The 25,228-nt window shown below is 63.9% G+C and carries 20 protein-coding genes and 1 pseudogene; 11 read left to right on the top strand and 10 right to left on the bottom strand.

The features are described from left to right. The first annotated feature begins 120 nt into the window (after positions 1 to 120). From NUH87_RS27460 to NUH87_RS27445, 4 genes are read left to right on the top strand one after another with little or no spacing between them, the layout of a single operon-like run. Complete coding sequence (locus tag NUH87_RS27460) at positions 121 to 1,284, top strand: isovaleryl-CoA dehydrogenase (protein WP_338523463.1); 1,164 nt, start codon at positions 121 to 123, stop codon at positions 1,282 to 1,284. 11 nt (positions 1,285 to 1,295) lie between these two features. After that, a complete protein-coding gene (locus NUH87_RS27455; protein WP_040069487.1) occupies positions 1,296 to 2,903 on the top strand; it encodes a carboxyl transferase domain-containing protein in 1,608 nt (535 codons plus the stop codon). 50 nt (positions 2,904 to 2,953) lie between these two features. Then, entirely contained in the window at positions 2,954 to 3,772 is an 819-nt protein-coding gene (locus NUH87_RS27450) for a gamma-carboxygeranoyl-CoA hydratase (RefSeq protein WP_338526981.1), read from the top strand. Further along, complete coding sequence (locus tag NUH87_RS27445) at positions 3,769 to 5,721, top strand: acetyl/propionyl/methylcrotonyl-CoA carboxylase subunit alpha (RefSeq protein ID WP_338523462.1); 1,953 nt, start codon at positions 3,769 to 3,771, stop codon at positions 5,719 to 5,721. Before NUH87_RS27450 ends, NUH87_RS27445 begins: the two co-directional genes overlap by 4 nt. A gap of 116 nt (positions 5,722 to 5,837) precedes the next feature. On the opposite strand, the gene NUH87_RS27440 is transcribed toward NUH87_RS27445, so the two are convergent. Continuing rightward, positions 5,838 to 6,488 (bottom strand): LexA family protein, encoded by a 651-nt coding sequence (locus NUH87_RS27440; protein WP_338523461.1) that lies wholly within the window; start codon positions 6,486 to 6,488, stop codon positions 5,838 to 5,840. Between the two features lie 129 nt (positions 6,489 to 6,617). Here NUH87_RS27440 and NUH87_RS27435 point away from each other — a divergent pair, with 129 nt between their 5' ends. Both NUH87_RS27435 and NUH87_RS27430 read left to right on the top strand, forming a co-directional pair. Then, on the top strand, positions 6,618 to 6,980 hold the full coding sequence (locus NUH87_RS27435; protein WP_338523460.1) for a DUF6124 family protein: 363 nt from the start codon (positions 6,618 to 6,620) through the stop codon (positions 6,978 to 6,980). Between the two features lie 334 nt (positions 6,981 to 7,314). After that, a complete protein-coding gene (locus NUH87_RS27430; RefSeq protein WP_040069499.1) occupies positions 7,315 to 8,466 on the top strand; it encodes a M14 family metallopeptidase in 1,152 nt (383 codons plus the stop codon). Positions 8,467 to 8,490: 24 nt separating this feature from the next. Here the strand turns inward: NUH87_RS27430 and NUH87_RS27425 are convergent, their stop codons facing one another. Continuing rightward, positions 8,491 to 9,408 carry a LysR family transcriptional regulator gene (locus NUH87_RS27425; RefSeq protein WP_338523459.1) on the bottom strand — a complete coding sequence of 306 codons (918 nt, stop codon included), beginning with the start codon at positions 9,406 to 9,408 and terminating at the stop codon, positions 8,491 to 8,493. A gap of 141 nt (positions 9,409 to 9,549) precedes the next feature. Between NUH87_RS27425 and NUH87_RS27420 the strand changes: the two genes are divergently transcribed. Both NUH87_RS27420 and NUH87_RS27415 read left to right on the top strand, forming a co-directional pair. Beyond that, positions 9,550 to 9,990, top strand: coding sequence for a DoxX family protein (locus NUH87_RS27420; RefSeq protein WP_338523458.1), 441 nt, complete (start codon positions 9,550 to 9,552; stop codon positions 9,988 to 9,990). 102 nt (positions 9,991 to 10,092) lie between these two features. Continuing rightward, on the top strand, positions 10,093 to 11,244 hold the full coding sequence (locus tag NUH87_RS27415; protein ID WP_338523457.1) for an MFS transporter: 1,152 nt from the start codon (positions 10,093 to 10,095) through the stop codon (positions 11,242 to 11,244). A 59-nt stretch (positions 11,245 to 11,303) separates the two neighbouring features. Here the strand turns inward: NUH87_RS27415 and NUH87_RS27410 are convergent, their stop codons facing one another. The 3 genes from NUH87_RS27410 to NUH87_RS27400 form a co-directional block, all read right to left on the bottom strand. Further along, the gene (locus NUH87_RS27410) at positions 11,304 to 13,754 is read right to left on the bottom strand and encodes a TonB-dependent siderophore receptor (RefSeq protein WP_422393887.1); all 2,451 of its coding nucleotides are present in this window, start codon (positions 13,752 to 13,754) and stop codon (positions 11,304 to 11,306) included. Between the two features lie 97 nt (positions 13,755 to 13,851). Next, positions 13,852 to 14,835, bottom strand: a complete 984-nt coding sequence (locus tag NUH87_RS27405) for a FecR family protein (RefSeq protein ID WP_338526978.1) — start codon at positions 14,833 to 14,835, stop codon at positions 13,852 to 13,854. A gap of 26 nt (positions 14,836 to 14,861) precedes the next feature. Beyond that, entirely contained in the window at positions 14,862 to 15,362 is a 501-nt protein-coding gene (locus NUH87_RS27400; protein ID WP_338523456.1) for a sigma-70 family RNA polymerase sigma factor, read from the bottom strand. A gap of 215 nt (positions 15,363 to 15,577) precedes the next feature. Here NUH87_RS27400 and NUH87_RS27395 point away from each other — a divergent pair, with 215 nt between their 5' ends. Further along, the gene (locus NUH87_RS27395) at positions 15,578 to 17,782 is read left to right on the top strand and encodes an OsmC domain/YcaO domain-containing protein (protein ID WP_338523455.1); all 2,205 of its coding nucleotides are present in this window, start codon (positions 15,578 to 15,580) and stop codon (positions 17,780 to 17,782) included. Here the strand turns inward: NUH87_RS27395 and NUH87_RS27390 are convergent. The 3 genes and pseudogenes from NUH87_RS27390 to NUH87_RS27380 all read right to left on the bottom strand — a co-directional run bounded on the left by NUH87_RS27390 (position 17,771) and on the right by NUH87_RS27380 (position 19,802). Then, on the bottom strand, positions 17,771 to 18,679 hold the full coding sequence (locus NUH87_RS27390; RefSeq protein WP_338523454.1) for a LysR family transcriptional regulator: 909 nt from the start codon (positions 18,677 to 18,679) through the stop codon (positions 17,771 to 17,773). The genes NUH87_RS27395 and NUH87_RS27390 overlap by 12 nt on opposite strands. A gap of 43 nt (positions 18,680 to 18,722) precedes the next feature. Beyond that, positions 18,723 to 19,244, bottom strand: a pseudogene (locus NUH87_RS27385) (redoxin domain-containing protein); the annotation flags it as partial. Between the two features lie 126 nt (positions 19,245 to 19,370). Next, positions 19,371 to 19,802: an organic hydroperoxide resistance protein gene (locus NUH87_RS27380; RefSeq protein ID WP_338523453.1), complete on the bottom strand. Its 432-nt coding sequence runs from the start codon at positions 19,800 to 19,802 to the stop codon at positions 19,371 to 19,373. A 378-nt stretch (positions 19,803 to 20,180) separates the two neighbouring features. Here NUH87_RS27380 and NUH87_RS27375 point away from each other — a divergent pair, with 378 nt between their 5' ends. Further along, positions 20,181 to 21,581 (top strand): 2-oxoadipate dioxygenase/decarboxylase HglS, encoded by a 1,401-nt coding sequence (locus tag NUH87_RS27375; RefSeq protein WP_338523452.1) that lies wholly within the window; start codon positions 20,181 to 20,183, stop codon positions 21,579 to 21,581. A 209-nt stretch (positions 21,582 to 21,790) separates the two neighbouring features. On the opposite strand, the gene NUH87_RS27370 is transcribed toward NUH87_RS27375, so the two are convergent. After that, on the bottom strand, positions 21,791 to 22,681 hold the full coding sequence (locus NUH87_RS27370) for a LysR family transcriptional regulator (protein WP_338523451.1): 891 nt from the start codon (positions 22,679 to 22,681) through the stop codon (positions 21,791 to 21,793). A gap of 95 nt (positions 22,682 to 22,776) precedes the next feature. On the opposite strand from NUH87_RS27370, the gene NUH87_RS27365 reads away from it, so the two are divergent. Further along, a complete protein-coding gene (locus NUH87_RS27365) occupies positions 22,777 to 23,763 on the top strand; it encodes a threonine/serine dehydratase (RefSeq protein WP_338523450.1) in 987 nt (328 codons plus the stop codon). Between the two features lie 63 nt (positions 23,764 to 23,826). On the opposite strand, the gene NUH87_RS27360 is transcribed toward NUH87_RS27365, so the two are convergent. Beyond that, a complete protein-coding gene (locus NUH87_RS27360; protein WP_338523449.1) occupies positions 23,827 to 25,146 on the bottom strand; it encodes a sigma-54 interaction domain-containing protein in 1,320 nt (439 codons plus the stop codon). Positions 25,147 to 25,228: the final 82 nt, after the last annotated feature.

The following is a 25,228-nucleotide window of genomic DNA, read 5'->3' as shown; positions in this document are numbered from 1 at the left end:
GGTCGGGGCGCTCCGGCGAAAATGTCCGATTGACAGCCAGCCCCATCACCTTTACGTTAACGTAAAGGTGAGCATTCACTCACACCAACGCCTTGCTCAACCCATAACAAAAGGTGCCCCATGAGCTATCCGACCCTGAACTTCGACCTCGGCGAAACCCTCGACATGCTCCGCGACCAGGTCCAGTCCTTTGTTGCCAAAGAGATTGCTCCCCGCGCCGCGCAAATCGACGTGGACAACCTGTTCCCCGCCGACCTGTGGCGCAAGTTCGGCGACATGGGCCTGCTGGGCATCACCGTGCCGGAAGAATACGGCGGCGCCGGCCTCGGCTACCTGGCCCATGTGGTGGCCATGGAAGAAATCAGCCGCGGCTCGGCCTCGGTCGCCCTCTCCTATGGCGCCCACTCCAACCTCTGCGTCAACCAGATCAACCGCAACGGCAATCACGCACAGAAAACCAAATACCTGCCGAAGCTGATCAGCGGCGAACATATCGGCGCCCTGGCCATGAGCGAACCCAACGCCGGCTCCGACGTGGTCTCGATGAAACTGCGCGCCGACAAGCGCGGCGACCACTACGTGCTCAACGGCAGCAAGACCTGGATCACCAACGGCCCCGACGCCAATACCTACGTGATCTACGCCAAGACCGACCTGGACAAGGGCCCGCATGGCATCACCGCCTTCATCGTCGAGCGCGACTGGAAAGGCTTCAGCCGCAGCAACAAGTTCGACAAGCTCGGCATGCGCGGCTCCAACACCTGCGAGCTGTTCTTCGATGACGTCGAAGTGCCGGAAGAAAACATCCTCGGCGTGCTGGGCGGCGGCGTGAAAGTGCTGATGAGCGGCCTGGACTACGAGCGCGTGGTGCTCTCCGGCGGCCCGACCGGGATCATGCAGGCCTGCCTGGACCTGGTGCTGCCCTACATCCACGACCGCAAGCAATTCGGCCAGAGCATCGGCGAGTTCCAGCTGATCCAGGGCAAGGTCGCCGACATGTACACCCAGCTCAACGCCAGCCGCGCCTACCTCTACGCCGTGGCCCGGGCCTGCGAGCGTGGCGAGACCACCCGCAAGGACGCCGCCGGGGTGATCCTCTACAGCGCCGAGCGCGCAACCCAGATGGCCCTCGACGCGATCCAGATCCTCGGCGGCAACGGCTACATCAACGAATTCCCCGCCGGGCGCCTGCTGCGCGACGCCAAGCTGTATGAAATCGGCGCCGGCACCAGCGAGATCCGCCGCATGCTGATCGGCCGCGAACTGTTCAACGAAACCCGCTGAGGGGCGCGCACATGGCAATCCTGCACACCCAACTCAACCCGCGTTCGGCCGAGTTCGCCGACAACCGCGCGGCGATGCTCGAACAGGTCGTGGCCCTGCGCTCGCTGCTGACCCAGGTCCAGCAAGGCGGCGGTCCCAAGGCCCAGGAGCGGCATACCTCGCGGGGCAAATTGCTGCCGCGCGAACGGATCAACCGCTTGCTCGATCCCGGCTCGCCGTTCCTGGAAATCAGCCAGTTGGCGGCGTATGAGGTCTACGGCGAAGACGTTCCCGCCGCCGGGGTGATTGCCGGCATCGGTCGCGTCGAAGGCGTCGAATGCATGATCGTCGCCAACGATGCCACGGTCAAAGGCGGCACCTATTACCCGCTCACGGTGAAGAAACACCTGCGCGCCCAGGCCATCGCCCAGCAGAATCGCCTGCCGTGCATCTACCTGGTGGATTCCGGCGGTGCCAACCTGCCGCGCCAGGATGAAGTGTTCCCGGACCGCGAGCACTTCGGGCGGATCTTCTTCAACCAGGCCAACATGAGCGCCATGGGCATCCCGCAGATCGCCGTGGTCATGGGCTCCTGCACCGCCGGCGGCGCCTATGTGCCGGCGATGGCCGACGAGGCGATCATGGTCCGCCAGCAAGCGACCATCTTCCTCGCCGGCCCGCCGCTGGTGAAAGCCGCCACCGGCGAAGTGGTGAGTGCCGAGGACCTCGGCGGTGCCGATGTGCACTGCAAGATCTCCGGGGTGGCCGACCATTACGCCGACAGCGACGAACACGCCCTGGCCCTGGCCCGGCGCAGCGTCGCCAACCTCAACTGGCGCAAGCTCGGCGAACTGCAGCAACGCACGCCGATTGCCCCGCGCTTCGCCGCCGAGGAGCTGTACGGGGTGATTCCCGCCGATGCCAAGCAACCCTTCGACGTGCGCGAAGTCATCGCCCGGCTGGTGGACGATTCGCTGTTCGATGAATTCAAGGCGCTGTTCGGCAGCACCCTGGTCTGTGGCTTCGCCCACCTGCACGGTTACCCCATCGCGATCCTGGCGAACAACGGCATCCTCTTCGCCGAGTCCGCGCAGAAAGGCGCGCACTTCATCGAACTGGCCTGCCAACGCGGCATCCCGCTGCTGTTCCTGCAGAACATCACCGGCTTCATGGTGGGCCAGAAGTACGAGGCCGGCGGCATCGCCAAGCACGGCGCAAAACTGGTCACCGCCGTGGCCTGCGCCAAGGTGCCGAAATTCACCGTGATCATCGGCGGCAGCTTCGGCGCCGGTAACTACGGCATGTGCGGGCGTGCCTATGACCCGCGTTTCCTGTGGATGTGGCCCAACGCGCGGATCGGCGTGATGGGCGCCGAACAGGCGGCGGGGGTGCTGGTGCAGGTCAAGCGCGAACAGCACGAGCGCAATGGCGAAAGCTTCTCGGCGCAGCAGGAGGCCGAGATCAAGCAGCCGATCCTCGACCAGTACGAACACCAGGGGCACCCGTATTACTCCAGTGCCCGGTTGTGGGACGACGGCGTGATCGACCCGGCACAGACCCGCGACATCCTCGGCCTGGCACTCTCGGCGGCCCTCAACGCGCCGATCGAACCGACCCGCTTCGGCGTGTTCCGGATGTGACCGGCGGGGACAACGCCAGCGCCTACAAAAGCTGCACAGGACCCGACATGATGACTGACTTCAACACCCTCGAATTGCACACCGACCCACGCGGCTTCGCGACCCTCTGGCTCAGCCGCGAAGAAAAGAACAACGCGTTCAACGCCGAAATGATCCGCGAGCTGATCCTGGCGCTGGACAAGGTCCAGTCCAATGCCGCCCTGCGCTTCCTGGTGCTGCGCGCCCGTGGCCGGCATTTCAGCGCCGGCGCCGACCTGGCCTGGATGCAGCAGTCGGCCCAGCTCGACTACGCCACCAACCTCGACGACGCCCGCGAGCTGGCCGAGCTGATGTACAACCTGGCCAAACTGAAGATCCCGACCCTGGCCGTGGTCCAGGGCGCGGCCTACGGCGGTGCCCTGGGCCTGATCGGCGGCTGTGACATGGCCATCGGCGCCGACGATGCGCAGTTCTGCCTCTCGGAAGTGCGCATCGGCCTGGCCCCGGCCGTGATCAGCCCGTTCGTGGTCCAGGCCATCGGCGAGCGCGCCGCCCGCCGCTACGCCCTGACCGCCGAACGCTTCAGCGGCCTGCGCGCCCGCGAGCTGGGCCTGTTGTCCGAAACCTACCCGGCCAGTGAGCTGGACCAGCACGTCACGGCCTGGATCGACAACCTGCTGCTCAACAGCCCGCAGGCGATGCGCGCGAGCAAGGAGCTGCTGCGGGAAATCGGCAGCGGCGAACTCAGCCCGGCGCGGCGCCGCTATTGCGAAAACGCCATTGCCCGGATCCGGGTCAGCGCCGAAGGCCAGGAAGGTCTGCGCGCCTTCCTGCAAAAACGCCCGCCGAGCTGGCAGGCCGAGTCGACCGTCAAGGAGCCCCGCCGATGAGCGCCCCTGTGATCACTTCCCTCCTGGTGGCCAACCGCGGCGAAATCGCCTGCCGGGTGATGCGCACCGCCAAGGCCCTGGGCCTGACCACCGTCGCCGTGCACAGTGCCATCGACCGTGACGCCCGCCACAGTCGTGAAGCCGATATCCGCGTCGACCTGGGCGGCAGCAAGGCCGCCGAGAGCTACCTGCAGATCGACAAACTGATCGCCGCCGCTCACGCCAGCGGTGCCCAGGCGATTCACCCCGGCTACGGTTTCCTCTCGGAAAACGCCGGCTTCGCCCGGGCCATCGAGGCGGCCGGCCTGGTGTTCCTCGGCCCGCCCGCCAGTGCCATCGATGCCATGGGCAGCAAGTCCGCCGCCAAGGCCCTGATGGAGACCGCCGGCGTGCCGCTGGTGCCGGGTTATCACGGCGAGGCGCAGGATTTCGACACCTTCCGCGAGGCCTGCGAACGCATCGGCTATCCGGTCCTGCTCAAGGCGACAGCCGGTGGCGGCGGCAAAGGCATGAAGGTGGTCGAGGACGTCAGCCAACTGGCCGAAGCCCTGGCCTCGGCCCAGCGTGAGGCACAGTCGTCCTTCGGCGATTCGCGGATGCTGGTGGAGAAATACCTGCTCAAGCCGCGCCACGTCGAGATCCAGGTCTTCGCCGACCGGCACGGCAACTGCCTGTACCTCAATGAGCGTGATTGTTCGATTCAACGTCGGCACCAAAAAGTCGTCGAGGAAGCCCCGGCACCCGGTCTGAGCCCGGAGCTGCGCCGCGCCATGGGCGAGGCCGCCGTGCGTTCGGCCCAGGCCATCGGTTACGTCGGTGCCGGCACCGTGGAGTTCCTGCTGGACGCTCGCGGCGAGTTCTTCTTCATGGAGATGAACACCCGCCTGCAAGTCGAGCACCCGGTCACCGAAGCCATCACCGGCCTCGACCTGGTGGCCTGGCAGATTCGCGTCGCTCGCGGCGAAGTGCTGCCGATGACTCAGGATCAGGTGCCCTTGATCGGTCATGCCATCGAAGTGCGGCTGTACGCCGAAGACCCGGGCCATGATTTTCTGCCGGCCACCGGGCGCTTGGAGTTGTATCGCGAATCGGCGCCGGGACCGGGACGCCGGGTCGACAGCGGCGTGGCCGAGGGTGACAGCATCTCGCCGTTCTATGACCCGATGCTCGGCAAACTGATTGCCTGGGGAGAGGACCGCGAACAGGCGCGCCTGCGCTTGCTGGGCATGCTGGATGAGTTCGCCATCGGCGGCCTGAAAACCAACATCGACTTCCTGAGGCGGATCGTCGGTCATCCAGCGTTCGCCGCGGCGGAACTGGATACCGGCTTCATTCCCCGCTATCAGGAGCAACTGCTGCCAGAACCCTCGCCACTGAGCGATGAGTTCTGGCAAGCGGCGGCCCAGGCGTTTGCGCAGAGCCTGCCGACTGTTCCGCGCGCCGATGACCCGGGTTCGCCTTGGGCCATCAACCGGGGTTTGCGTGCCGGACTGCCGACGGAAATCACCCTGCACTTGAGTTGCGAAGGGCAAGACCGGGCGCTGACCCTGGGTGATGCCGATGCTCATACCGCACGGCTCGAGGGTGAGTACCTGCTGACTGAACACAAGGGTTTGCGCCGCCAGCATCGGGTCATCCGCCGTGGCGATACGCTGTATCTGCAATGGGACGGCGAACTGCGCCGTATCGAGTCGTATGACCCGATCAGTGCCGTCGAAGCCAGTCACAGTCATCAGGGTGGGCTGACCGCGCCCATGAACGGCAGCATCGTGCGGGTGCTGGTGGAAGTCGGGCAAAGCGTCGAGGCCGGGGCGCAGTTGGTGGTGCTGGAGGCGATGAAGATGGAACACAGCATCCGCGCTCCCCAGGCGGGTGTGGTCAAGGCGTTGTATTGCCAGGAAGGTGAAATGGTCGGCGAAGGCAGCGCGTTGGTGGAGATAGAAGCTTGATCTTTTAACTTGTAGGAGCGAGCTTGCTCGCGATGGACTTGAGAGCGCCGCGTTACTCCAGCAGACACGCGTCATCGTTGACGTCCATCGCGAGCAAGCTCGCTCCTACACAACCATCAGAACTTCACCGTCGCCTGCACCACCACGCCGATGACCGAGCACGCCTCGGTGACCGCGATCTTCGGCCAGGTCGGGTTCAGCGGCTTGAGGTAAGGCTGCCCGCCCTCCTGTGCCCACTGGCGGAAAATCGCCTCCTCGCCCTCGCGCAGGCGGGCGATCACCAGGCTGCCGACCTCGACCTCCCGATCCGGGTCCACCAGCACCATCATGCCCTCGGGCACGCTGGTGCCGGAGGGCGCCGTCATCGCATCGCCCACCACCTGCAACCAGAACGCCGCCGGGGCGTATTGATCGGTCACCTCGTAGCGCCCGGCGTACTCGCCCCTGGCCGAATCCTGCACCGAAGCGCCCGCCTGCCAGTCACTGATCGGGTAGCGGAACGCCGAGGTGATGTCGTAGACCTGCTCGTCCCGCTCTTCCGGGGCCTGGGCCGCCACCGCGCGGTCACGAATCACCAGGACCACCTCCAGGTGCCCGAGGCCCAGCGCCTGGAGGACCTTGTTCATCATCGCCAGATCGGGCTTGCGCCTTTTGTTCAGCCAATGACCGACGCCGCCCTGGGTGATATCCAGGCGTTCGCCAAGTTTTTCCTGCGAAAGACGAAGCTCTTCGAGCTTGGCTTTCACCAACGCTATCCATTTATCCATGGACGGAACAATACGGGCAGTATTTCATCGCTCAATACACAAAATGTATTGTTTGTGACGAGCATCGCAGTACCAATCGTACTAATCTGCAATGGCTGACTTGAACTTCCTCTGAAAGGCAGGCCCCTCATGACTTCCATCACGACAGAAAGCCCTCGACCCGACTCGAAAAGCCCGCTCGCGTCCCTCAAGGATCGCGCCGCCGCCCAGCGTGCGCTCGACTATTATTTGAAACCATCTGTTTCAGCCGCCACTTGCGCGGCGAACACCAGCGATGACCTCCTCTATCCGAAGCTCTTTGCGGTACGCGACGACCTGAACGTCGAGGAAGCCATGATCCATGCCTCCGACCTGCTGCGCTGCGCGGCGGCGGCCGCCTACGAAGCCGCTCACGGTGCCAACCGCGACCTGGGCTTTTCGGTGGTGTACATGATCGACATGGCCAAGGCCCTGGTGGACCGCGCCGTACAGATACAGGCCGGCACGGCGTGAACAGGCCACGGCCAGGCGACTTGCCAAGGGCCGAGCGGGCCTGGGGGGAGCATCGGAAAGATAATATCCGCCAAGGACGGGAAAAGACTTGACCCTCAAATGATAATGATTATTATTGCAATCAACTGATCGCGAGATCGGTCGATAACCCGGAGACCTTAGGTCGGACTCCTGGATTATCTCCTCATCAGGCTAATCACGGTTTTTGACCCGGCTTCTTGCCGGGTCTTTTTTTTTGCACTCGCCCGCCACACCCACCCCTTCACGCCTCGGCGAATACCTCATCGAGGTGTACAGTAGCACCCACAAAAAAGCCTCTTCAGGTACTCAGACAATGCCCGTGGTTCTACCCTCCCTCAAAATCAGCAGCGACTTCGACAGCGGCAATATCCAGGCGTTGGACGCGAGCAACCCGCGGCACCTGCTCCTGGCCATGGAGCCGGATACCCGCAGCCAGCATTTCCAGTGGTTTCACTTCAAAGTCGAAGGCCTGCGACCGGGCGAGACCTATACTTTCGAACTGAGCAATGCCAGCCAGTCGTCCTACAACAAGGCCTGGACCGGCTACCGCGCCGTGGCGTCCTACGATCACCAGGACTGGTTCCGCGTCGACACCCGTTTCGATGGTGAGAGCCTGCATATCAGCCTCGTCGCCGAACAGGCGCAAGTCTGGTTCGCCTACTTCGAACCCTACAGCCGCGAGCGCCATGACTGGTTGATCGAACAGGCCCTGACCCGCGCCGGCACCGAGTTGCTGGCGGTCGGCAAAAGTGCCGAAGGTAGGGATATCCAGCTGCTGCGCAAAGGCAACGGTGCCGAAGGCCGGCGCAAGGTCTGGATCATCGCTCAGCAGCATCCGGGCGAGCACATGGCCGAATGGTTCATGGAAGGGCTGATCGAGCGCCTGCAAGAGCAGGACGATGCCGAGCTGCGGGAGCTGCTGGCCCGCGCCGACCTGTACCTGATCCCCAACATGAACCCGGACGGTGCCTTCCACGGGCATCTGCGCACCAACGCCATGGGCCAGGACCTCAACCGCGCCTGGCAGAACGCCAGCCAGGAAATCAGCCCCGAAGTCCTGTTCGTCCAGCAGCAGATGGCCAAGCATGGCGTCGATCTGTTCCTGGATATCCACGGCGACGAGGAAATTCCCTACGTCTTCACCGCCGGCTGCGAAGGCAACCCCGGCTACACCCCGCGTATCGCCCAGCTGGAAAGCCACTTCCGCAGTCATCTGAGCGCACTCACCGTGGATTTCCAGACCACCCACGGCTACACCCGCGACCTCCCCGGACAGGCCAACATGACCCTGGCCTGCAACAGTGTCGGCCAGCACTTCGACTGCCTGTCCCTGACCCTGGAGATGCCCTTCAAGGACAACGACGACGCCCCGAACCCGCGTACCGGCTGGTCCGGCCAACGTTCGAAACAGTTGGCCAAGGATGTGCTGAGCAGCGTCGCGGATATCGTCGATCAACTGCGCTGAAGGTACCAGGCGCCATCCCGGGCCTCAGACCATCCCGACGGGCTGCGCCTCGCCCTGCGCCACCACCCGGGCGATCAACCACGCTGCCGCCGGCCCCGGCGGCGTGTCGGTGCGGTAGATCGCGTCGAAGCCATAGGAACCGCCACGCAGGTCCGGCAGATCGAGCGGCACCAGCCGCCCGCTCGCCAGGTCCTCGGCCACCATCGGCGCCGGCATGCTGCCCCAGCCCACGCCCTCGCGCAGCAGCATCAGCTTGGAACCCAGGTCCGCCAGGCGCCAGGTGCGGGTGCCGAGCACACCGAATTCCTGGTCGCGGGTCAGGCTCGAACGATCCGACAGCACCAGTTGCACATGGTCACGACCGGCACCGGGCAGGTTCACGCCCTGGGTCAGGGGGTGACCGGGGGCCGCCACGGGAATCAGCTCGACACTGCCCGCGCCGACCCGATCCAGGCCGGCCAGGCCACGGTTGAAAAAACCGCTGACGCCCACCCCGGCGCGCCCCTCCAGCACCAGCTGCGCCACCGCTCCCAGCGCCTCCACATGCAGGTGCAGCAACACCGTGGGGAACTGCGCGCGAAAGCCCTTGAGCACATCCACCAGCCGAGCCGCCGGAAACATCACGTCCACCACCAGGTGGATTTCCGCTTCCAGGCCCTGCAGCAGCCCGCGGACCTTCGCCCGCAAACCATCGACGCCGCTGTAGATGCTGCGCGCCTCGGCCAGGACGGTGCGCCCGGCGTCGGTGAGCTGCGGCTTGCGGGTCAGTGTGCGGTCGAACAACTGCACGCCGAGCTGCATCTCCAGGTTGGCGATGGTGTAGCTGATCACCGAGGTGGCGCGACTGAGCTTGCGCGCGGCAGCGGCAAAACTGCCGGTTTCCACTACGCTCAACAGTACCCGCAGTTGATCGAGGGTCGGCGTGCCGGGATTGGGGATCATGGAATTGGCTCCTGAGGACGTTCGATATTCTCGAACCTAATCCTCGAAATTATTCGGCTATTGCGTACGTTACTGCAATGGCAGACTGCACACCACTACGACGCACCATGGTGGTCGCGTCGCTTCTACAGGTATCCAGCCATGTCCAATACAACCAACGCCAACTCCGCTCTGCACACTCAATCCGACAGCATCGGCGCCTCGGCCGCCATCGCCCTCGCCGGGCGTATCCTGCTGGCGGCGATCTTCCTGCTCTCGGGTTTCTCGAAGATCGCCAACCCCGCCGGCATGATCGGCTACATCGAATCGGTGGGCCTGCCCCTGCCGCAGCTGGCCCTGATCGCGGCGATCGTCATCGAAGTCGGCGGCAGCCTGCTGCTGATCCTCGGCTACCGCACCCGTCCTGTAGCCCTGATCATGGCCCTGTTCAGCGTGGTCACCGCCCTGGCGTTCCACAATCACCTGGGCGACCAGAACCAGTTCATCCACTTCTTCAAGAACATCGCCATGGCCGGCGGCCTGCTCCAGGTTGTCGCCTTCGGTGGCGGTCGCCTGAGCCTGGATGCCCGTCGCAAAGCCTGACCGGTCGGTTGCAACACCCGTCCTTGGCCTCGCCGCGCCGGACACGATGTGCAAGGATGGCCCCTTGCACAGCGTCGTCTGCCGGACTGCCAAGGATTTTTCATGACCGCCCTCACCTCCCACGCCCCGCTCAAGCCGGGGCGCCTGGAACAGATGTCGACCCGCATCGCCTTCTTTATCGCCGGTTTCGGGGTGGCCGCCTGGGCACCGCTGGTGCCTTATGCCAAGGCCCGGGCCGGACTCGATGAAGGCACCCTGGGCCTGCTGCTGTTATGCCTCGGGGTGGGCTCGATCATCGCCATGCCGGTCGCCGGTGCCCTGGCCTCGCGTTTCGGTTGTCGGCGGGTGCTGACCATCGGCACCTTGCTGATCTGCCTCGCACTGCCGCTCTTGGCTACGGTCAGTTCGATACCCGGGCTGGTGGCCAGCCTGTTTCTGTTCGGCGCCGGGCTCGGCTCGGTGGACTCCACCGTCAACCTGCAAGCGGTGATCGTCGAACGCGCCAGCGGCAAGACCATGATGTCCGGCTTTCACGGCCTCTTCAGCCTCGGCGGGATCGCCGGTGCCGCCGGGGTCAGCGCGCTGCTCGGGCTGGGGCTGTCGCCCCTGGGGGCGATTGGCGTGGTGGTCCTGTTCCTGCTGCTGGCGCTGTTCAAGGCTGCCCCGCACCTGCTGCCCTATGGCAGCGAAAGCTCAGGCCCGGCGTTCGCCGTGCCCCATGGCGTGGTGCTGTTCATCGGCATGCTGTGTTTCGTGGTGTTCCTCGCCGAAGGGGCGATGCTCGACTGGAGCGCGGTGTTCCTCAGCGCCGAACGCCAGGTCGCGGATGCCTATGCGGGCCTGGGCTATGCGGCCTTTGCCCTGGCCATGACGGGCGGACGGCTGACGGGCGACTCCATTGTGCGGCGCCTGGGGGCACAGAGGGTGATCGTGTTCGGCGGGCTCACCGCCACGACCGGCCTGGCCCTGGCCACGCTCACGCCGGCCTGGGAGGCGGCGTTGCTCGGTTATGCGCTGGTGGGTGCCGGTTGTTCGAATATCGTGCCGGTGCTGTACACCGCCGTGGGCAAACAGAAGGTCATGGCCGAAAGCATCGCCGTGCCGGCAATTACCACCCTGGGTTATGCGGGGATTCTCGCAGGGCCGGCGGCGATCGGCTTTATCGCCCATGCCAGCACCTTGAGCCTGGCCTTCATGGTGATCGCGGTGATGCTGCTGGGTGTGGCGCTCAGCGGCAGGATTCTGCGGACCTGAGATCGCATGGAACTGTAGGAGCCGGCTTGCTGGCTCCTACAAGGTCGGGTTCTGGTCTATCAGAACCCGACACTGGCCTGCACGAAGAAGGTCCGTGGCTCACCCACGTAGATTCCCGCATTGTTGTCGCTCGACCGGGTGAAGTAGCGCTGGTCGAAGACGTTGCGCACCCCCGCCCCCAGTTTCAGGTTCGACAGCTGCGCGCCGAAGTCATAGGCACCGCGCACATCCCAGGTCATGTAGCCGGGAATGTTGCCGTACTGGCCATCCGCGGTCGGCTGGGTGATGTAGTTGCCGTTGAAACTGCCGTCGGCGTTGGTCCCGGTCCCCGGCGCGCGCTGGGAAGACTGGGCGAAACCGTCGAGGTTGTAGGTCCAGCGGTCGACCGCATAACGCAGACCGACATTCAGCACTTCCCGCGAATACAGCGGCAGGTCACGTCCCTTGAAACCCGGAATATCGCCCTCGGAGGTCGCCTTGGTGTAGGTGAAGCCGACAGTGGCGGTCAGGCCGTCGAGCGCCGGGTCGAGTGCCGCCAGGTCGTAATGCGCGGAGGTCTCGATACCCCGGTGCCTGGTCGCGCCGAGGTTGGTCCAGCCCACGTCGTTGCTGACGTATTGCAGTTCGTCGGCAAAGTCGATGTAGAACAGCGTCACCTCGCCGCCCCAGGTGCGCTCGTCATAGCGGGTGCCCAGTTCGTAGGTCCTGGCCTTTTCCGGTTGTAGGCCGTTGGCCGTGCTGTTGCCGTTGCCGCCCTGGGCAATCTGGAAGTACTGCAGGCTGCCGAAGGAGGTTTCGTAGTTGGCGAAGACTTTCCAGGCATCGGAGAGGTGGTACATCACGCTCAACGCCGGCAGCGGCTCGTTGCTGTCGACACTGCGGAACTTCTCCTGGACCGGCACGTAGTTGGTGCCCGGCACCGGCCGATCATGCCAGTTGCTGCTGATGCGCTCGAAACGGATACCCGGGGTGATGGTCCATTTGCCGATATCGATCTTGTCGTCGATGTAGAAGGCATTGGCTTCGGTGCCGCCGGTACGGTCCTGGTAGATATGTCCGTCGGAGGTCGGCGTCACGGTCGGCACATTGTTGACCAGGGCCAGGCGATCGGTGGCCTCATGCATGCCTTCCTTGAGGTAGCGATAACCGACACTGACTTCCTGGGTGCTCGGCCCCAGGTCGAACACGTGGGACGCCCGTGGTTCGACGCCAAAGGTGTAGTAGCTGCGCGGGTAGGCACTGAGGGTCTTCAGGTCACGGGCGGCGATATTGCTGCCACGGAAACTGTCGGTGTAGTAGGTCAGCACTTCGACCTGGGTCTGCTCATCCACCTGCCGTTTGTACTTGAAGGAAATGTCCTTGCGCCGGCCGCTGAAGTTGTCCCAGTGGCGCACCGACTGGTACGGGTTGGCGTCGTACTGCTTCTGGGTCAGGCCGCCGGGCATGTCCGCGGTGGCGTCGTAGTAGTGCAGGTTCAGGGCGAAATCGTCCTGATCGGTCGGCGCCCAGTGGGTCTTGAGCAGGACGTCGTTGATATCGTTGCCGTTGTTGCTTTCGCGATAACCCTGTCCTTTCACCCCGGAGTACAGCAGGGCCGCGCCGAAACCGTTATCCGCGGTGCCGCCGAGGAAGGCCGTGTCGAGGTGCTTGACGCCGCCATGGCGCGAGCTCTCCAGTGTGGTGCCGACCTCGCCGGAGAACTTCTGCGGGATCGCCCGGGTCACGAAGTTGATCACGCCACCGACGTTCTGCGGTCCGTAACGAACGGAACCGGCACCGCGTACCACGTCGATGCTGTCCAGGTTGCCGACCGACACCGGAGCCATCGACAACTGTGGCTGGCCATAAGGGGCGAACGCCGCCGGGACGCCGTCGATCAACACGGTGGAACGTGGAGACAGACGGGACGTCAGGCCGCGCACACCGACGTTGAGGGAAATATCGCTGCCGCCGGTGCCGTTGTTTTCCTGCACCTGCACGCCGGGAACGGTCCGCAGTGCGTCCTTCACGTTCATCGCGCCCTGCTCGACCATCGCCTCGCGACGGACCACGGTCCGCGCACCCGGGTGGTTCTGCACGATCGCCTGGTCGGCATCACCGAGCCAGTCACCCACCACCTTGACGTCCAGCGGCGCCAGTTCCAGCGCCCCGGTCGCGGCCGGGGCGGCAGCGCGCAAGGTCACCGAACCGTCCTTGAGCTCATAGTCCAGGCCACTGCCGCGCAGCAGCATGTTCAGGGCTTGTTCCGGCGACAAGTCGCCGTCGACCGCCGGGGCCTGCTTGCCGGCCACCAGTTGCGGGCTGAAAAACACTTGCAGGGAGGTTTGCTGACCCAACTGGCTCAAGGCCGATGCCAGGGGCTGGGCCTGGATATGGATGGCGCCCGCAGCCTGAGCGGCCTGGCTCAGCGGCATCATGGCGCTGACCGCAAGGGCCAGGGCCCAAGCCTGGGAGCTGGGCAAGGCTTGGCGGATCGCCCGGTAAAGGGCGTGGGGCTGGTTGTTCTTCACGTCTGATCGAGTCCTGTTGTTCGCAGAGAATTGCGTTTGTTAATGCAAACCAGTTGCAGTTGAACAGGAAGACGAAGAACTCGAAAAAAACCTGAATCTATCGTGAAAAAACTTCCTGGCCGCCGTCGGCACGGGTGCGCACCGCCACCGGCAGGATGTTCGGCAAGGCCTTGAGCAAGGCCTCGGTGTCGTTGGTCTTGAACACGCAGGTCAAGCGCAGGTTGCCCACCGCCGGGGAGGCAACGCCCAGGGGCTTGTCCCGATACCGCGAGACTTCCTGCACCACATCGCTGAGGCGGGCATTGTTGAAGACCAGCTTGCCGCTGCGCCAGGCGGTGAGTTCTCCGGCATTCACCGGTTCCGCCGGCGCAACCCGGCCCTGCTCGTCAACCCGAGTGCCCTGGCCCGCCGTGAGGTTGACGAAATCCTCATCCCGCGCCTCGCGGCCCTGGACCTTGACCGTCCCCGCCTCCACCACCACCCGGGTCTGCGCCGGATCGCGGCGCACATCGAAGCGCGTGCCGGTAACCGTGACCTTGCCGACCCCGGCCTGGACCACGAACGGGCGGCTGCTGTCGTGCTCGACGCTGAACATCGCCTCGCCCTGCTCCAGCTCGACGTTGCGGCGGTCCGGCTGGTAATCCACCCGCACCCGGCTGCGGCTGTCGAGGTCGATGATCGAACCGTCGGGCAAGGCCACCTGGCGTCGCTCGCCGAGCACCGTGACGAACGTTGCGCTGTAGGGGGCCGGGTGATTCAAGCCGCTGAACAGGCCCAGTCCCAAGGCCACCGCCGCCACTCCGGCGGCCAGCGCAAAACGCAGCAGCGGCCGGCGGCCGGCCCGCGCCGGCGGCGTCTCGCAGAGTGCCTGCAAACGCGCCCTGGGCAGCAGGTCGGTGGCGCTCCAAAGTCCCTGAAGCAGATCGAACTCCTCCTGATGCAACGGATGGGCATGACGCCAGGCGTCGAACTCGGCCTGTTGCCCGGCGCTCAACGGCGCTTCCTGCACCCGCACGAACCAGGTGGCGGCCTCATCGCGAACCGTGGCCGGATCGCACGTGCAATCACGGGTATCCATCATGGGTGCAGTTTGCATCGCCTTGTCCTTCATTGATCCGCTCCATCCAGGCGCTCGCGCAGATGGCGCAGGGTACGGATCATGTACTTCTCCACCATATTCCTGGACAGCCCGAGGCGCTCGGCGATCTCCGCCTGGGTCAGGCCCTCGATCTTCTGCCAGACAAAGGCCTTGCGGCAATTGACGGGCAACTCGCCCAGGGCCCGCTCGATGGAGTCGGCCAGCTGGAACGCGTGCATGAAATGCTCCGGGTCGCCGGTGGGCGGCGCGCCGTGATCAATCGCTTGCAGTTCCAGGGTCCCGCGCCGGTCTTCGCGACGATAGGCATCCACCGCGATATTGCGTGCGGTCTGGTGCAGGTAAGCCCGTGGTTGCTCGACGCCGGCGGCTTGGCTTTCCAGCACCCGCACAAAGGTATCGTGCGCCAGGTCCTCGGCCTGCTGACGGTTTCTCAGCCGACGGGTCCAGGTGCCGATCAACTCTTCGTAATGCTCGAAAAAACCGGGTCTGCGGGGTGGCTGGAGATTCATGGCGATGGGCTATGAAGGCGGAGCGTGAATAGTAATGCTTCGCATTAATGGCTGCAATTCATTCCAACGCTTGCGGTGCCCGCCGCTCATGCCGACGCGACGACCCCGGGTCGCGTGGCGCCGGTCAGCGGCCATTGCCGAAAGCACAAGACTTCCGGCTGAAAGAACGGATAATGGCGGCCAAATCGTTTAGCTCGTTATTCTGGTAATCCCGCATGGAAATCAAGGTCAATTTTCTCGACAACCTTCGACTTGAAGCCAAGTTCGATGACTTCACGGTGGTGGCCGATCAACCGATCCGCTACAAGGGCGATGGCTCGGCACCGGGGCCGTTCGATTACTTCCTGGCGTCGTCGGCCTTGTGTGCGGCTTACTTTGTGAAGTTGTACTGCGAGACCCGCAATATCCCCACCGATAATATCCGCCTGTCGCAGAACAACATCGTTGATCCGGAAAACCGCTACAACCAGATTTTCAAGATTCAGGTCGAGTTGCCGGCGGATATCTCCGCCAAGGACCGCCAGGGCATCTTGCGTTCCATCGACCGCTGCACGGTAAAGAAGGTGGTGCAAACCGGGCCTGAGTTCGTGATTGAAGAGGTGGAAAACCTGGATGCCGATGCCCAGGCGTTGCTGATGCCGAACCAGGTTTCGGAGACGGGCACCTACATTGTGGGCAAGGACCTGCCGCTGGAACAAACCATCGCCAATATGTCGGGCATCCTGGCCCGTCTGGGCATGAAGATCGAAATCGCTTCGTGGCGCAATATCGTGCCCAACGTCTGGTCGCTGCACATCCGCGATGCACACTCGCCGATGTGTTTCACCAACGGCAAGGGCGCGACCAAGGAAGGCGCGCTGGCGTCGGCGTTGGGCGAATTCATCGAGCGCCTGAACTGTAATTTCTTCTACAACGATCAGTTCTGGGGCGAAGAGATCGCCAATGCGGCGTTCGTGCATTACCCGGATGAACGCTGGTTCAAGCCTGGCCGCAAAGATGCGCTGCCGGCTGAAATTCTCGACGAGTACTGCCTGCAGATCTACAACCCCGAGGGCGAGTTGCGTGGTTCGCACCTGTACGACACCAACTCCGGCAATGTAGAGCGCGGCATCTGTTCGCTGCCGTATGTGCGCCAGTCGGATGGCGAGGTGGTGTATTTCCCGTCCAACCTGATCGAAAACCTGTTCCTCAGCAACGGCATGAGTGCCGGCAATACGCTGGCCGAGGCCCAGGTGCAATGCCTGTCGGAAATCTTCGAGCGCGCGGTAAAACGCGAAATCCTGGAAGGTGAAATCGCCCTGCCTGATGTGCCGCAGGAAGTGCTGGCGAAATACCCCGGCATCCTGGCCGGGATTCAGGGCCTGGAAGAGCAAGGCTTCCCGGTGCTGGTGAAGGATGCGTCGCTGGGCGGGGAATTCCCCGTGATGTGCGTCACCTTGATGAACCCGCGCACCGGCGGTGTGTTTGCCTCGTTCGGCGCGCACCCGAGCTTTGAAGTGGCGCTGGAGCGCAGCCTGACGGAATTGCTGCAGGGCCGCAGTTTCGAAGGCCTGAACGATTTGCCTCAGCCCACGTTTGAAAGCAACGCGGTGACGGAACCGAATAACTTCGTTGAACACTTCATCGATTCCAGCGGTGTGGTGTCGTGGCGCTTTTTCAGTGCCAAGGCCGATTTCGAATTTGTCGAGTGGGACTTCTCCGGGCAGGGTGAAAACTCCAATGCCGAGGAAGCCGCGACCTTGTTCGGCATTCTCGAAGAGATGGGCAAGGAAGTGTACATGGCGGTGTATGAGCATCTGGGCGCAACGGCCTGCCGTATCCTGGTGCCGGACTATTCGGAAATCTATCCGATCGATGATCTGATCTGGGATAACACCAACAAGGCACTGTTGTTCCGCGCCGACATCCTGAACCTGCATCGCCTGGACGATGCCGAGCTGGCCGCGCTAGTCGAGCGCCTGGAAGACAGCGAGCTGGATGATTACACCGACATCACCACCTTGATCGGCATCGAATTCGACGACAACACGGCCTGGGGCCAGCTGACGATTCTGGAGTTGAAGCTGCTGATTCATCTTGCCTTGCAGCAATTCGAAGAAGCGAAAGAGCTGGTGGAAGCCTTCCTGCAGTACAACGACAACACAGTCGAGCGCGGGTTGTTTTACCAGGCCGTGAACGTGGTGCTGGAGGTGCTGCTGGACGACGAGCTGGAGCTGGACGATTACGAGGTCAATTTCCGCCGGATGTTTGGCAACCCGCGGATGGACGCCGTGATGGGCTCGGTGGACGGCAGCGTGCGCTTCTTCGGCTTGACGCCTACAAGCATGAAACTTGAGGGGCTCGACAGGCACCTGCGGCTGATCGACAGCTACAAGAAACTGCACACGGCGCGGGCCAATGTGGCGGCCTTATCCAGTTGATAGCGCGAAGCTGTCGATAATCGCTTGCTTGACCAGGAGCACCGCGCCATCCGTCTGTGCGTGGGTGCGCCAGCCCAGCTCGATGGGATAGTGCGGCAGCTCGATGGGACAAGGGACCATCCGGATATCGCATAACCGGGCGATCGCCCGGGCAGCATGGGTGGGCAAGGTCGCGACCGCCGACGAGCCCTTCAACAGGAAGGGCAATGCCGCGAAGTGCGTCGTGGCGGTGGCCACCCTGCGGCTTAGTCCTCTTGCCGCCAGCCCCTCATCGACGATGCCGATAAAGCCCCCCGAGGAAATCAGGATGTGTTCACGGGCGACATAGTCCTCCAGGTCGAGCGCCGCGCTGTCGTCCAGGCTGCCCCGATCCACCAGGCAGGCGTAGCCGCCCTCCCCGAGCAGCTGTCGACCCAGCAACCGATTCGGCACGCCGCCCGCGGTAATGATCAAGTCGAACTGACGCTCCATCAGCGCATCGACCGCGATCTGGCTGTGGGTTTGCCGAAAGATCAGCCGCAGGTTTTTCGCCCGTTGTGCCACGGTTTCAATCAACTTGCGACCGAGGGCAATTTCAAAGTCGTCGGACAGGCCGATGGTCACCGAGCGTCCCTCATAGCTGGCCAAGGTGGGCTGGACCAGGGAAAAGCTGTGGCGACATTTATTCAAGGCATCGGAGATCACCGGCTTGAGCTGGTTGGCGATCAGGGTGGGCGACAAGCCCCTGCCGGTACGCACGAAAAGCTGATCACCGTACATCGTGCGCAGGCGATTCAAGGCGGCGCTGACGGCTGACTGGGTCAACCCCAACTGCAACGCCGCACGGCTGGCGCTGCCCTCGTCATGCAGGGCCTCGAAGACTTTGAGCAGGTTGAGATCGGTATTATTGATATTCATCCGATTTGTACTACTTGCAAAGGAGGGCACCTAGATTAATACATTATCGCTCCACATCCTCCTCCGGCAGCGAGCCGTGCTGTCCCTCCCTGGCTTCCTCCAGCAGCGCCTGAATCTGCTTTTCCTGCTCGGCATAAGCGCCCTCGCCAAAATGGCTGTAGCGCACCCGTCCCTTGGCATCGACCAGGTAATGCGCCGGCCAGTACTGGTTATCGAAGGCACGCCAGATGAGGGCGTTGTTGTCGATGGCCACCGGGTAGCCGATACCGAGTTGCCTGACCTGCCGGCGGACATTGCCTGGGATTTTTTCCTCGGCATATTCAGGGGTGTGCACCCCGATCACCACCAACCCGTCCTGCGCATACTTTTTCGCCCATTGATTCACGTAAGGCAGCGCATGCCGGCAGTTGATGCACCCGTAAGTCCAGAAGTCCACCAGGACCACCTTGCCGCGCAGCGATTCGCCGGTCAGCGGCTCGGAGTTGAGCCATTCGACGGCCCCCGAGAGGGACGGCATCGGCCGATCGGTTGCGGATTGCGCGCTGACTTTGGCGACGATGTAGTCGGTCATCGTGGAGATCGTTTGCAGCAGCCGTTGCCCGACCTGGAAAGCAGTGCTGCTACCGCTTGAAATCAGCACTGCCACCAGCAATGCGGCACACCCCGCCACGCGTTGCAGCCGCCCCATCGGTCAATCCTCGACGATCAGCGTGACATCGACGTTGCCGCGAATGGCCAGCGAGTACGGGCAGATCTGGTGGGCTTGATCCACCAATGCCTGTACCTGATCGCGGGAGAATCCCGGAACGGCGATACGCAACTCGACCTCAAGGCCAAAGCCGCCGCCGGCGTCCTTGCCCAGCCCCACCTTGCTGGTCACCCGGGTGGTCGCCGGCAAGGCGACCTTGGCCTGAACCGAAGCCCGTTTCATGGCCCCCAGGAAGCAGGCCGAGTGACCGGCGGCGAACAATTGCTCGGGGTTGGTGCCAGGACCTCCGGCACCACCGAGTTCGCGCGGCGTGGACAACTGCACATCGAGAGCGCCGTCGGTGGAGAGGGCCCGGCCTTCACGGCCGCCGGTCACGGAAGCCTGACCCGCATAAAGAATGGTTTCGAGAGACATGATGTATTCCTGGGTGATGATGGGAAAAAATGTGTCGGTCCAATCCCGATCAACCCGCGCAAAGCGACGGCGTTATCGGGTAGACACAGTTGAACGCCGGCCTGTATCTCGTCTGTGTCCTGATTGCGCTCAAGGTTGACTCAGTGTTTCCAGGGCCTGCTCATACACAGTCCGATACAAACCGCCGCAGCCCGTGCCGTCGCATGGGCGGATGTGGCTCGGACTTTCCTCCGTCAGCAGTGCGCCACGGCGGGCCCTTGGGCCGAGTTCAGTCCTTTTTGGAATGATGCCTGGACCTTAATTCGTTTGAACCCACGCCTGAGCACCCGCAGAATTCAGCCCACGTTCAGTCATTCCGATTTTGCGGAGAACCACCCGATGAGCACCGCTGTCTTCGCCCACCCCGACGAAATCCGCGCACACTTTTCCCGCGCCATGTCGCAGATGTACAAGACCGAAGTTCCCCTCTACGGCGCCCTGATGGAGTTGGTCGCGCAGATCAACGAACAGGTGCTGAGCGACAATGCCCAAGTGGCCGACAGTCTCCGGCAGACCGGCGAAATCCGCCGCCTGGACATGGAGCGCCACGGTGCCATTCGTGTCGGCACGGCGGCGGAACTGGCAACCCTGTGCCGATTGTTCGCGGTGATGGGCATGGAGCCGGTGGGCTATTACGACCTGACCCCGGCCGGTGTACCGGTGCATTCCACGGCCTTTCGCGCGGTGCATGAAAGTGCCTTGCAGGTCAGTCCGTTTCGCGTCTTCACCTCGCTGCTGCGCCTGGAACTGATCGAGGAAGACGGACTGCGGGAGTTCGCCGAATGGATCTTGAGCCGGCGGAATATCTTCACCCCGCGCACCATCGAGCTGATCGAAAAGGCCGAAATGAATGGCGGCCTCGATTCCGCCGATGCCGCCGAATTCGTCCAGCAGGCGCTGGAAACCTTCCGCTGGCACAACAGCGCCACGGTGTCGCTGGAAGAGTACAAGAAGCTCAATGCCCAGCACCGCCTGATCGCCGACGTGGTGGCGTTCAAGGGGCCGCACATCAACCACCTGACCCCGCGCACCCTGGACATCGACGCCGTACAGGCGGCCATGCCGGGCAAGGGCATCACCCCCAAGGCGGTGATCGAAGGCCCACCCCGGCGCGAGTGCCCGATCCTGTTGCGCCAGACCAGCTTCAAGGCGCTGGAGGAAGCCATCACCTTCATCGGCCAGGGCGCCACTGAAACCGGCAGCCACTCGGCCCGTTTCGGCGAAATCGAACAACGCGGCGCGGCACTGACGCCCAAGGGCCGGGCGTTGTACGACCGCCTGCTGAACGCCGCGCGGGATGAGCTCGGTGACTTTCCCAGCGAGGCCAATGCCGCGCGCTATGACGCGATCATGGCGAACACCTTCAAGGCCTTCCCCGACAGCTACAGCGAGATGCGCAAGCAGGGCCTGGCATACTTCCGCTACTTCCCCACAGAGAAAGGCATCGCGGCGCGCAGCAGCGAACTGCCGCTGCGCGAGCTGGAAGCCTTGATCGAAGCCGGCCAGGTGAGTTTCGAACCGCTGGTGTACGAGGACTTCCTGCCGGTGAGCGCAGCGGGGATCTTCCAGTCGAACCTGGGGGATGACGCGCAGGCGCATTACGCCGGCAACTCCAACCGGGAGCAGTTCCACCAGGCGCTGGGGCGGGAAACCATCGATGAATTGCAACTGTATGCGGCAACGCAGCGGCGCTCGTTGCTGGCGTGTTCGACCCGGCTGAATATCGCTCCGTTGGTCTGATGGGAGTCTATTTCTGGACGTAATGCCCATGGCTTGCAACGACCTCAAGCCTGGCGAAATTTGTGGCGGGCGGGCTTGCCCGCGCTGGGGCGCGAAGCGGCCCTAAAATCAGCGAGCTCATTGTGTCAGGCAGAACGCAGTCACCGGTTTTACGACTGCTACGCAGCCGAGCGCGGGCAAGCCCGCTCGCCACAAAACCGCGCTCGACCTCAAATCACCTTAACTGACCCGGTCTGCGACTCGGCCATCAACTGGTTAAGCGCCACCACCAACGGCGCACGCACCGACGCACGCTGCCAGACAATCCCCAATGTGCGAAACAGCCTGGGTTCCGGGACGTCCCAGCGACGTACACCCTGCGCCTCATGATTGGCCGCCGGCCGGTCCGGCACCAGCGCCACCCCCAGCCCTTCGGCGACGAACTTGACGATGATGTCGATGCCATCCAGTTCGAACTGGGCCTTGGGCTTGAGGCCATGACCTTGCAGATACGTCTCCACCAGCTTGCCACCCACCACCTTGCGGCTGAAGCGGATAAAGGGTTCCCTGGCGATGGTCGCCAGCACATCATCGACCTGCATCGTCGCCGGGGTGATCAGCACCAGCGGTTCCTCCACCAGCGCTATCCAGTCGCAGCTCTTGGGCAAGGCGTACAACGGATGCACGATCAACGCCGCATCCAGGTCGCCACCCACCACCTGTTCCATCAGCTCCTGGGAGTTGCCGGGCTCGATATAGATTTCGATCTCGGGATAACGCCGACGCCACTCATGCAGCGCCGGCGGCAGCAACTGCATCAGGGCATATTGAGTCGCCCCCAGCCGCAAGGGACCGGCCGGCAGCACGCCGCTGGAGGCACTGGCGCACAGGTCGCGGGCTTCGCGGACAATCAGCCGGGCCCGCTCGACGATCCGATGGGCCGCCGGGGTCGGCTTCACGGTATGGCCGCTGCGCCTGAGCAAGGCATTGCCGAGCTGTTTTTCCAGGGCCTTGATCTGCTGGGCCACGGTGGTCGGCGCCAGGTCCAGCTGGCGCGCCGCCGCCGCGATGGAACCACAGTCGATCACGGCCAGGAAGGTTTCGAGAAATTGAGTGTCCATCGACGGATTTTACGTTGTTCAACACCACGAACAAGCGCTTTTCAAGGGTCTTACAAAACCGCAGATTAGCCCTTTGCAAACCTCAGGAGCGCCATATGACCTCACATCCCATTCAACTGGCCGATATCGAACAGGCTGCCCAGCGTATCCAGGGACACGCCGTAGAAACCCCACTGCTGGAATTCCACAGCCTGAATGAACACTGCCAGGGCCGGGTGCTGATCAAGCCGGAGGTGTTGCAAAGAACCGGTTCGTTCAAGTTCCGGGGTGCCTACAACACCCTCGCCAGCCTCAGCCCCGAGGAACGCGCACGTGGCGTGCTGGCCTTCTCCTCGGGCAACCACGCCCAGGGCGTGGCCTGCGCGGCCAAGCTGCTGGGCATCCGGGCAACCATCCTGATGCCCAAGGATGCGCCGCCATTGAAGATCCGCCGCACCCGCGAATATGGCGCCCGGGTGGTGCTGTTCGACCGCGAGACGGAAGACCGCGAGGCCATCGCCGCGACGCTGACCGCCGAAAGCGGTGCGGTGCTGGTCAAGCCCTACGACGACCCACGGGTAATGGCCGGCCAGGGCACCCTGGGGCTGGAAATCGCCCGCCAGGCCCGGGCGCTTGGCCTGCGCCCCGAGGTGGCCCTGGTGCCCTGCGGCGGTGGCGGCCTGATTGCCGGCGTCAGCGTGGCCCTGCACAGTCAGTTTCCACAGATCGCGGTGTATGCGGTGGAACCGGACGGCTTCGACGACACCGGCCGCTCCCTGGCCGCGGGCAGCCGTCAAACCCTCGCACCGGGCGGACACTCGATCTGCGACGCGATCCTGACCGCGGCACCGGGCGAGCTGACCTTCGAGATCAATCGCCGGCTGCTCAGTGGCGCGCTGACGGTGACCGACGCCGAAGTCCGCTTCGCCCTGAGGTGGGCGTTCGAGAACCTCAAGCTGGCGGTCGAACCAGGTGGCGTGGTCGGCCTTGCGGCCCTGCTGGCCGGACGCATCACGCTGGAGGGCCGTTGCGCGGTGGTGGTGTTGTCAGGGGGCAATGCCGACCCGGCGCTCTTCGCCCAGACCCTGCTGACGAGCGATTGATTGAACGCTGCGGTTGCAGGAGCCCCGAACGGCGGCTCCTGCGCCTGGGCGGATCCGCGACCGTCAGCCCTTCCCTTCCAGCGCCTGCAAGCGCCGATACAAAGTGCGCTCGCTCATCCCCAGGGTTTTCGCCAGTTCGCTGCGCGGTCCGTCGAACACCGCCAGCGCGTGGGCCAATTGTTCCAACTCGTTACGCCCGCGCCGCCCCTGCGCTGCTGCCATCGGTGTTTCACGGCGCAGTTCGGCGGGCAGGTCAGCTACGCGAATCACCCCGTCATCGGTAAACAGGCGGGCCCGCTCCAGCACATTGCGCAGTTCGCGGATATTGCCCGGCCAGTCATGCAGCCCCAGGGCCTTCATCGCCGACGGATCGATACGCGGCACCGCCGTCGGCGCCAGCCGCTGCAACAGGCTGTCGATCAGCAGCGGCAGGTCGTCGCTGCGCTCGCGCAGGGCCGGCAGGCGAATCGGAAAGGCGCTGATGCGGTAGAACAGGTCCTGGCGAAAACTACCGGCCGCGACCATGTCCTTGAGCGGCTTGTGGGTCGCGCACACCAGGCGGAAGTCCGAGTGCACGGTACGCAGGCTGCCCACCGGACGAAAGCTGCCGGACTCGATCAGGCGCAGCAGCTTGACCTGCATCGCCAGCGGCACCTCGCCGATCTCGTCGAGGAACAGCGTGCCGCCATGGGCCGCCTCGGCCAGGCCGATCTTGCGCTGCAAGGCGCCGGTGAAGGCGCCCTTTTCGTAACCGAAGAGTTCGCTCTCCAGCAGGGTTTCGGTCAGGCCGGTGCAGTCGACCACCACCAACGGCCCACCGGCCCGCGGACTGCCCTCATGCAGCGCCCGGGCAAAGAGCTCCTTGCCGGTGCCGGACTCGCCTTGCAACAAAACCGGAATCGGTGACGGTGCCGCCCGCTGCAAGGCGCCCAGCGCCTCCTTGAACGGCGCCGAGCGGCCGACCAGGCCCTGGTGCTGCGGCTGGGCCGAGGCCACGGTGACCGTATTCAAACGCTCGACATAACCGACCACTTCGCCCTGCTCGTCCAGCAACGGCCGCAGCTCCACATCGACATGCTCGGGGCCACGGGGCGTGTGATGGATATGCAGGACGCGCTCGGGCAAGCGGCTTTCGTGGGCCTTGCGCATGGGGCAATGCTCGCCGGCCTGGTCGCAGGGCACCGCGAACTGGTGCGAGACCCGGAAGCATTTCGCCCCCACATGGGGACGGCCCTCCACGCCGAACTGGCGCTGGTAGGCGGTGTTGGCGGCGACGATGTTGTAGTCGGTATCGAGGACGATGGTCGGCTGCAGGTCGTGTTCCAGATAAGACACCAGGGCCCGCATATCGGGCCGGGCAAAGTCGGTGGCGAGGATGGTCATGGCAACTCCCGGATGGAGGCAGGAGCTTAATGCATGCCGGCGCTTTCTGCCATTGACTGCCACGAACTGCCAAAATGACTGC

Origin of the sequence: Pseudomonas batumici (assembly GCF_036585405.1) — a bacterium.
GTDB lineage: Bacteria > Pseudomonadota > Gammaproteobacteria > Pseudomonadales > Pseudomonadaceae > Aquipseudomonas > Aquipseudomonas batumici.
Note: the sequence above shows the minus strand (reverse complement) of the source record. Positions and strands in the feature narration are given on the sequence as shown.

Excerpts from the sequence above, each read along its gene's own strand:
- NUH87_RS27450 (WP_338526981.1), top strand. The coding sequence starts at position 2,954 with ATGACTGACTTCAACACCCTCGAATTGCACACCGACCCACGCGGCTTC.
- NUH87_RS27395 (WP_338523455.1), top strand. The coding sequence starts at position 15,578 with ATGGAAATCAAGGTCAATTTTCTCGACAACCTTCGACTTGAAGCCAAG.
- NUH87_RS27440 (WP_338523461.1), bottom strand. The coding sequence starts at position 6,488 with ATGGATAAATGGATAGCGTTGGTGAAAGCCAAGCTCGAAGAGCTTCGT.
- NUH87_RS27445 (WP_338523462.1), top strand. The coding sequence starts at position 3,769 with ATGAGCGCCCCTGTGATCACTTCCCTCCTGGTGGCCAACCGCGGCGAA.
- NUH87_RS27380 (WP_338523453.1), bottom strand. The coding sequence starts at position 19,802 with ATGTCTCTCGAAACCATTCTTTATGCGGGTCAGGCTTCCGTGACCGGC.
- NUH87_RS27390 (WP_338523454.1), bottom strand. The coding sequence starts at position 18,679 with ATGAATATCAATAATACCGATCTCAACCTGCTCAAAGTCTTCGAGGCC.
- NUH87_RS27375 (WP_338523452.1), top strand. The coding sequence starts at position 20,181 with ATGAGCACCGCTGTCTTCGCCCACCCCGACGAAATCCGCGCACACTTT.
- NUH87_RS27435 (WP_338523460.1), top strand. The coding sequence starts at position 6,618 with ATGACTTCCATCACGACAGAAAGCCCTCGACCCGACTCGAAAAGCCCG.
- NUH87_RS27400 (WP_338523456.1), bottom strand. The coding sequence starts at position 15,362 with ATGAATCTCCAGCCACCCCGCAGACCCGGTTTTTTCGAGCATTACGAA.
- NUH87_RS27360 (WP_338523449.1), bottom strand. The coding sequence starts at position 25,146 with ATGACCATCCTCGCCACCGACTTTGCCCGGCCCGATATGCGGGCCCTG.
- NUH87_RS27415 (WP_338523457.1), top strand. The coding sequence starts at position 10,093 with ATGACCGCCCTCACCTCCCACGCCCCGCTCAAGCCGGGGCGCCTGGAA.
- NUH87_RS27455 (WP_040069487.1), top strand. The coding sequence starts at position 1,296 with ATGGCAATCCTGCACACCCAACTCAACCCGCGTTCGGCCGAGTTCGCC.
- NUH87_RS27365 (WP_338523450.1), top strand. The coding sequence starts at position 22,777 with ATGACCTCACATCCCATTCAACTGGCCGATATCGAACAGGCTGCCCAG.
- NUH87_RS27430 (WP_040069499.1), top strand. The coding sequence starts at position 7,315 with ATGCCCGTGGTTCTACCCTCCCTCAAAATCAGCAGCGACTTCGACAGC.
- NUH87_RS27460 (WP_338523463.1), top strand. The coding sequence starts at position 121 with ATGAGCTATCCGACCCTGAACTTCGACCTCGGCGAAACCCTCGACATG.
- NUH87_RS27405 (WP_338526978.1), bottom strand. The coding sequence starts at position 14,835 with ATGATGGATACCCGTGATTGCACGTGCGATCCGGCCACGGTTCGCGAT.
- NUH87_RS27370 (WP_338523451.1), bottom strand. The coding sequence starts at position 22,681 with ATGGACACTCAATTTCTCGAAACCTTCCTGGCCGTGATCGACTGTGGT.
- NUH87_RS27420 (WP_338523458.1), top strand. The coding sequence starts at position 9,550 with ATGTCCAATACAACCAACGCCAACTCCGCTCTGCACACTCAATCCGAC.
- NUH87_RS27425 (WP_338523459.1), bottom strand. The coding sequence starts at position 9,408 with ATGATCCCCAATCCCGGCACGCCGACCCTCGATCAACTGCGGGTACTG.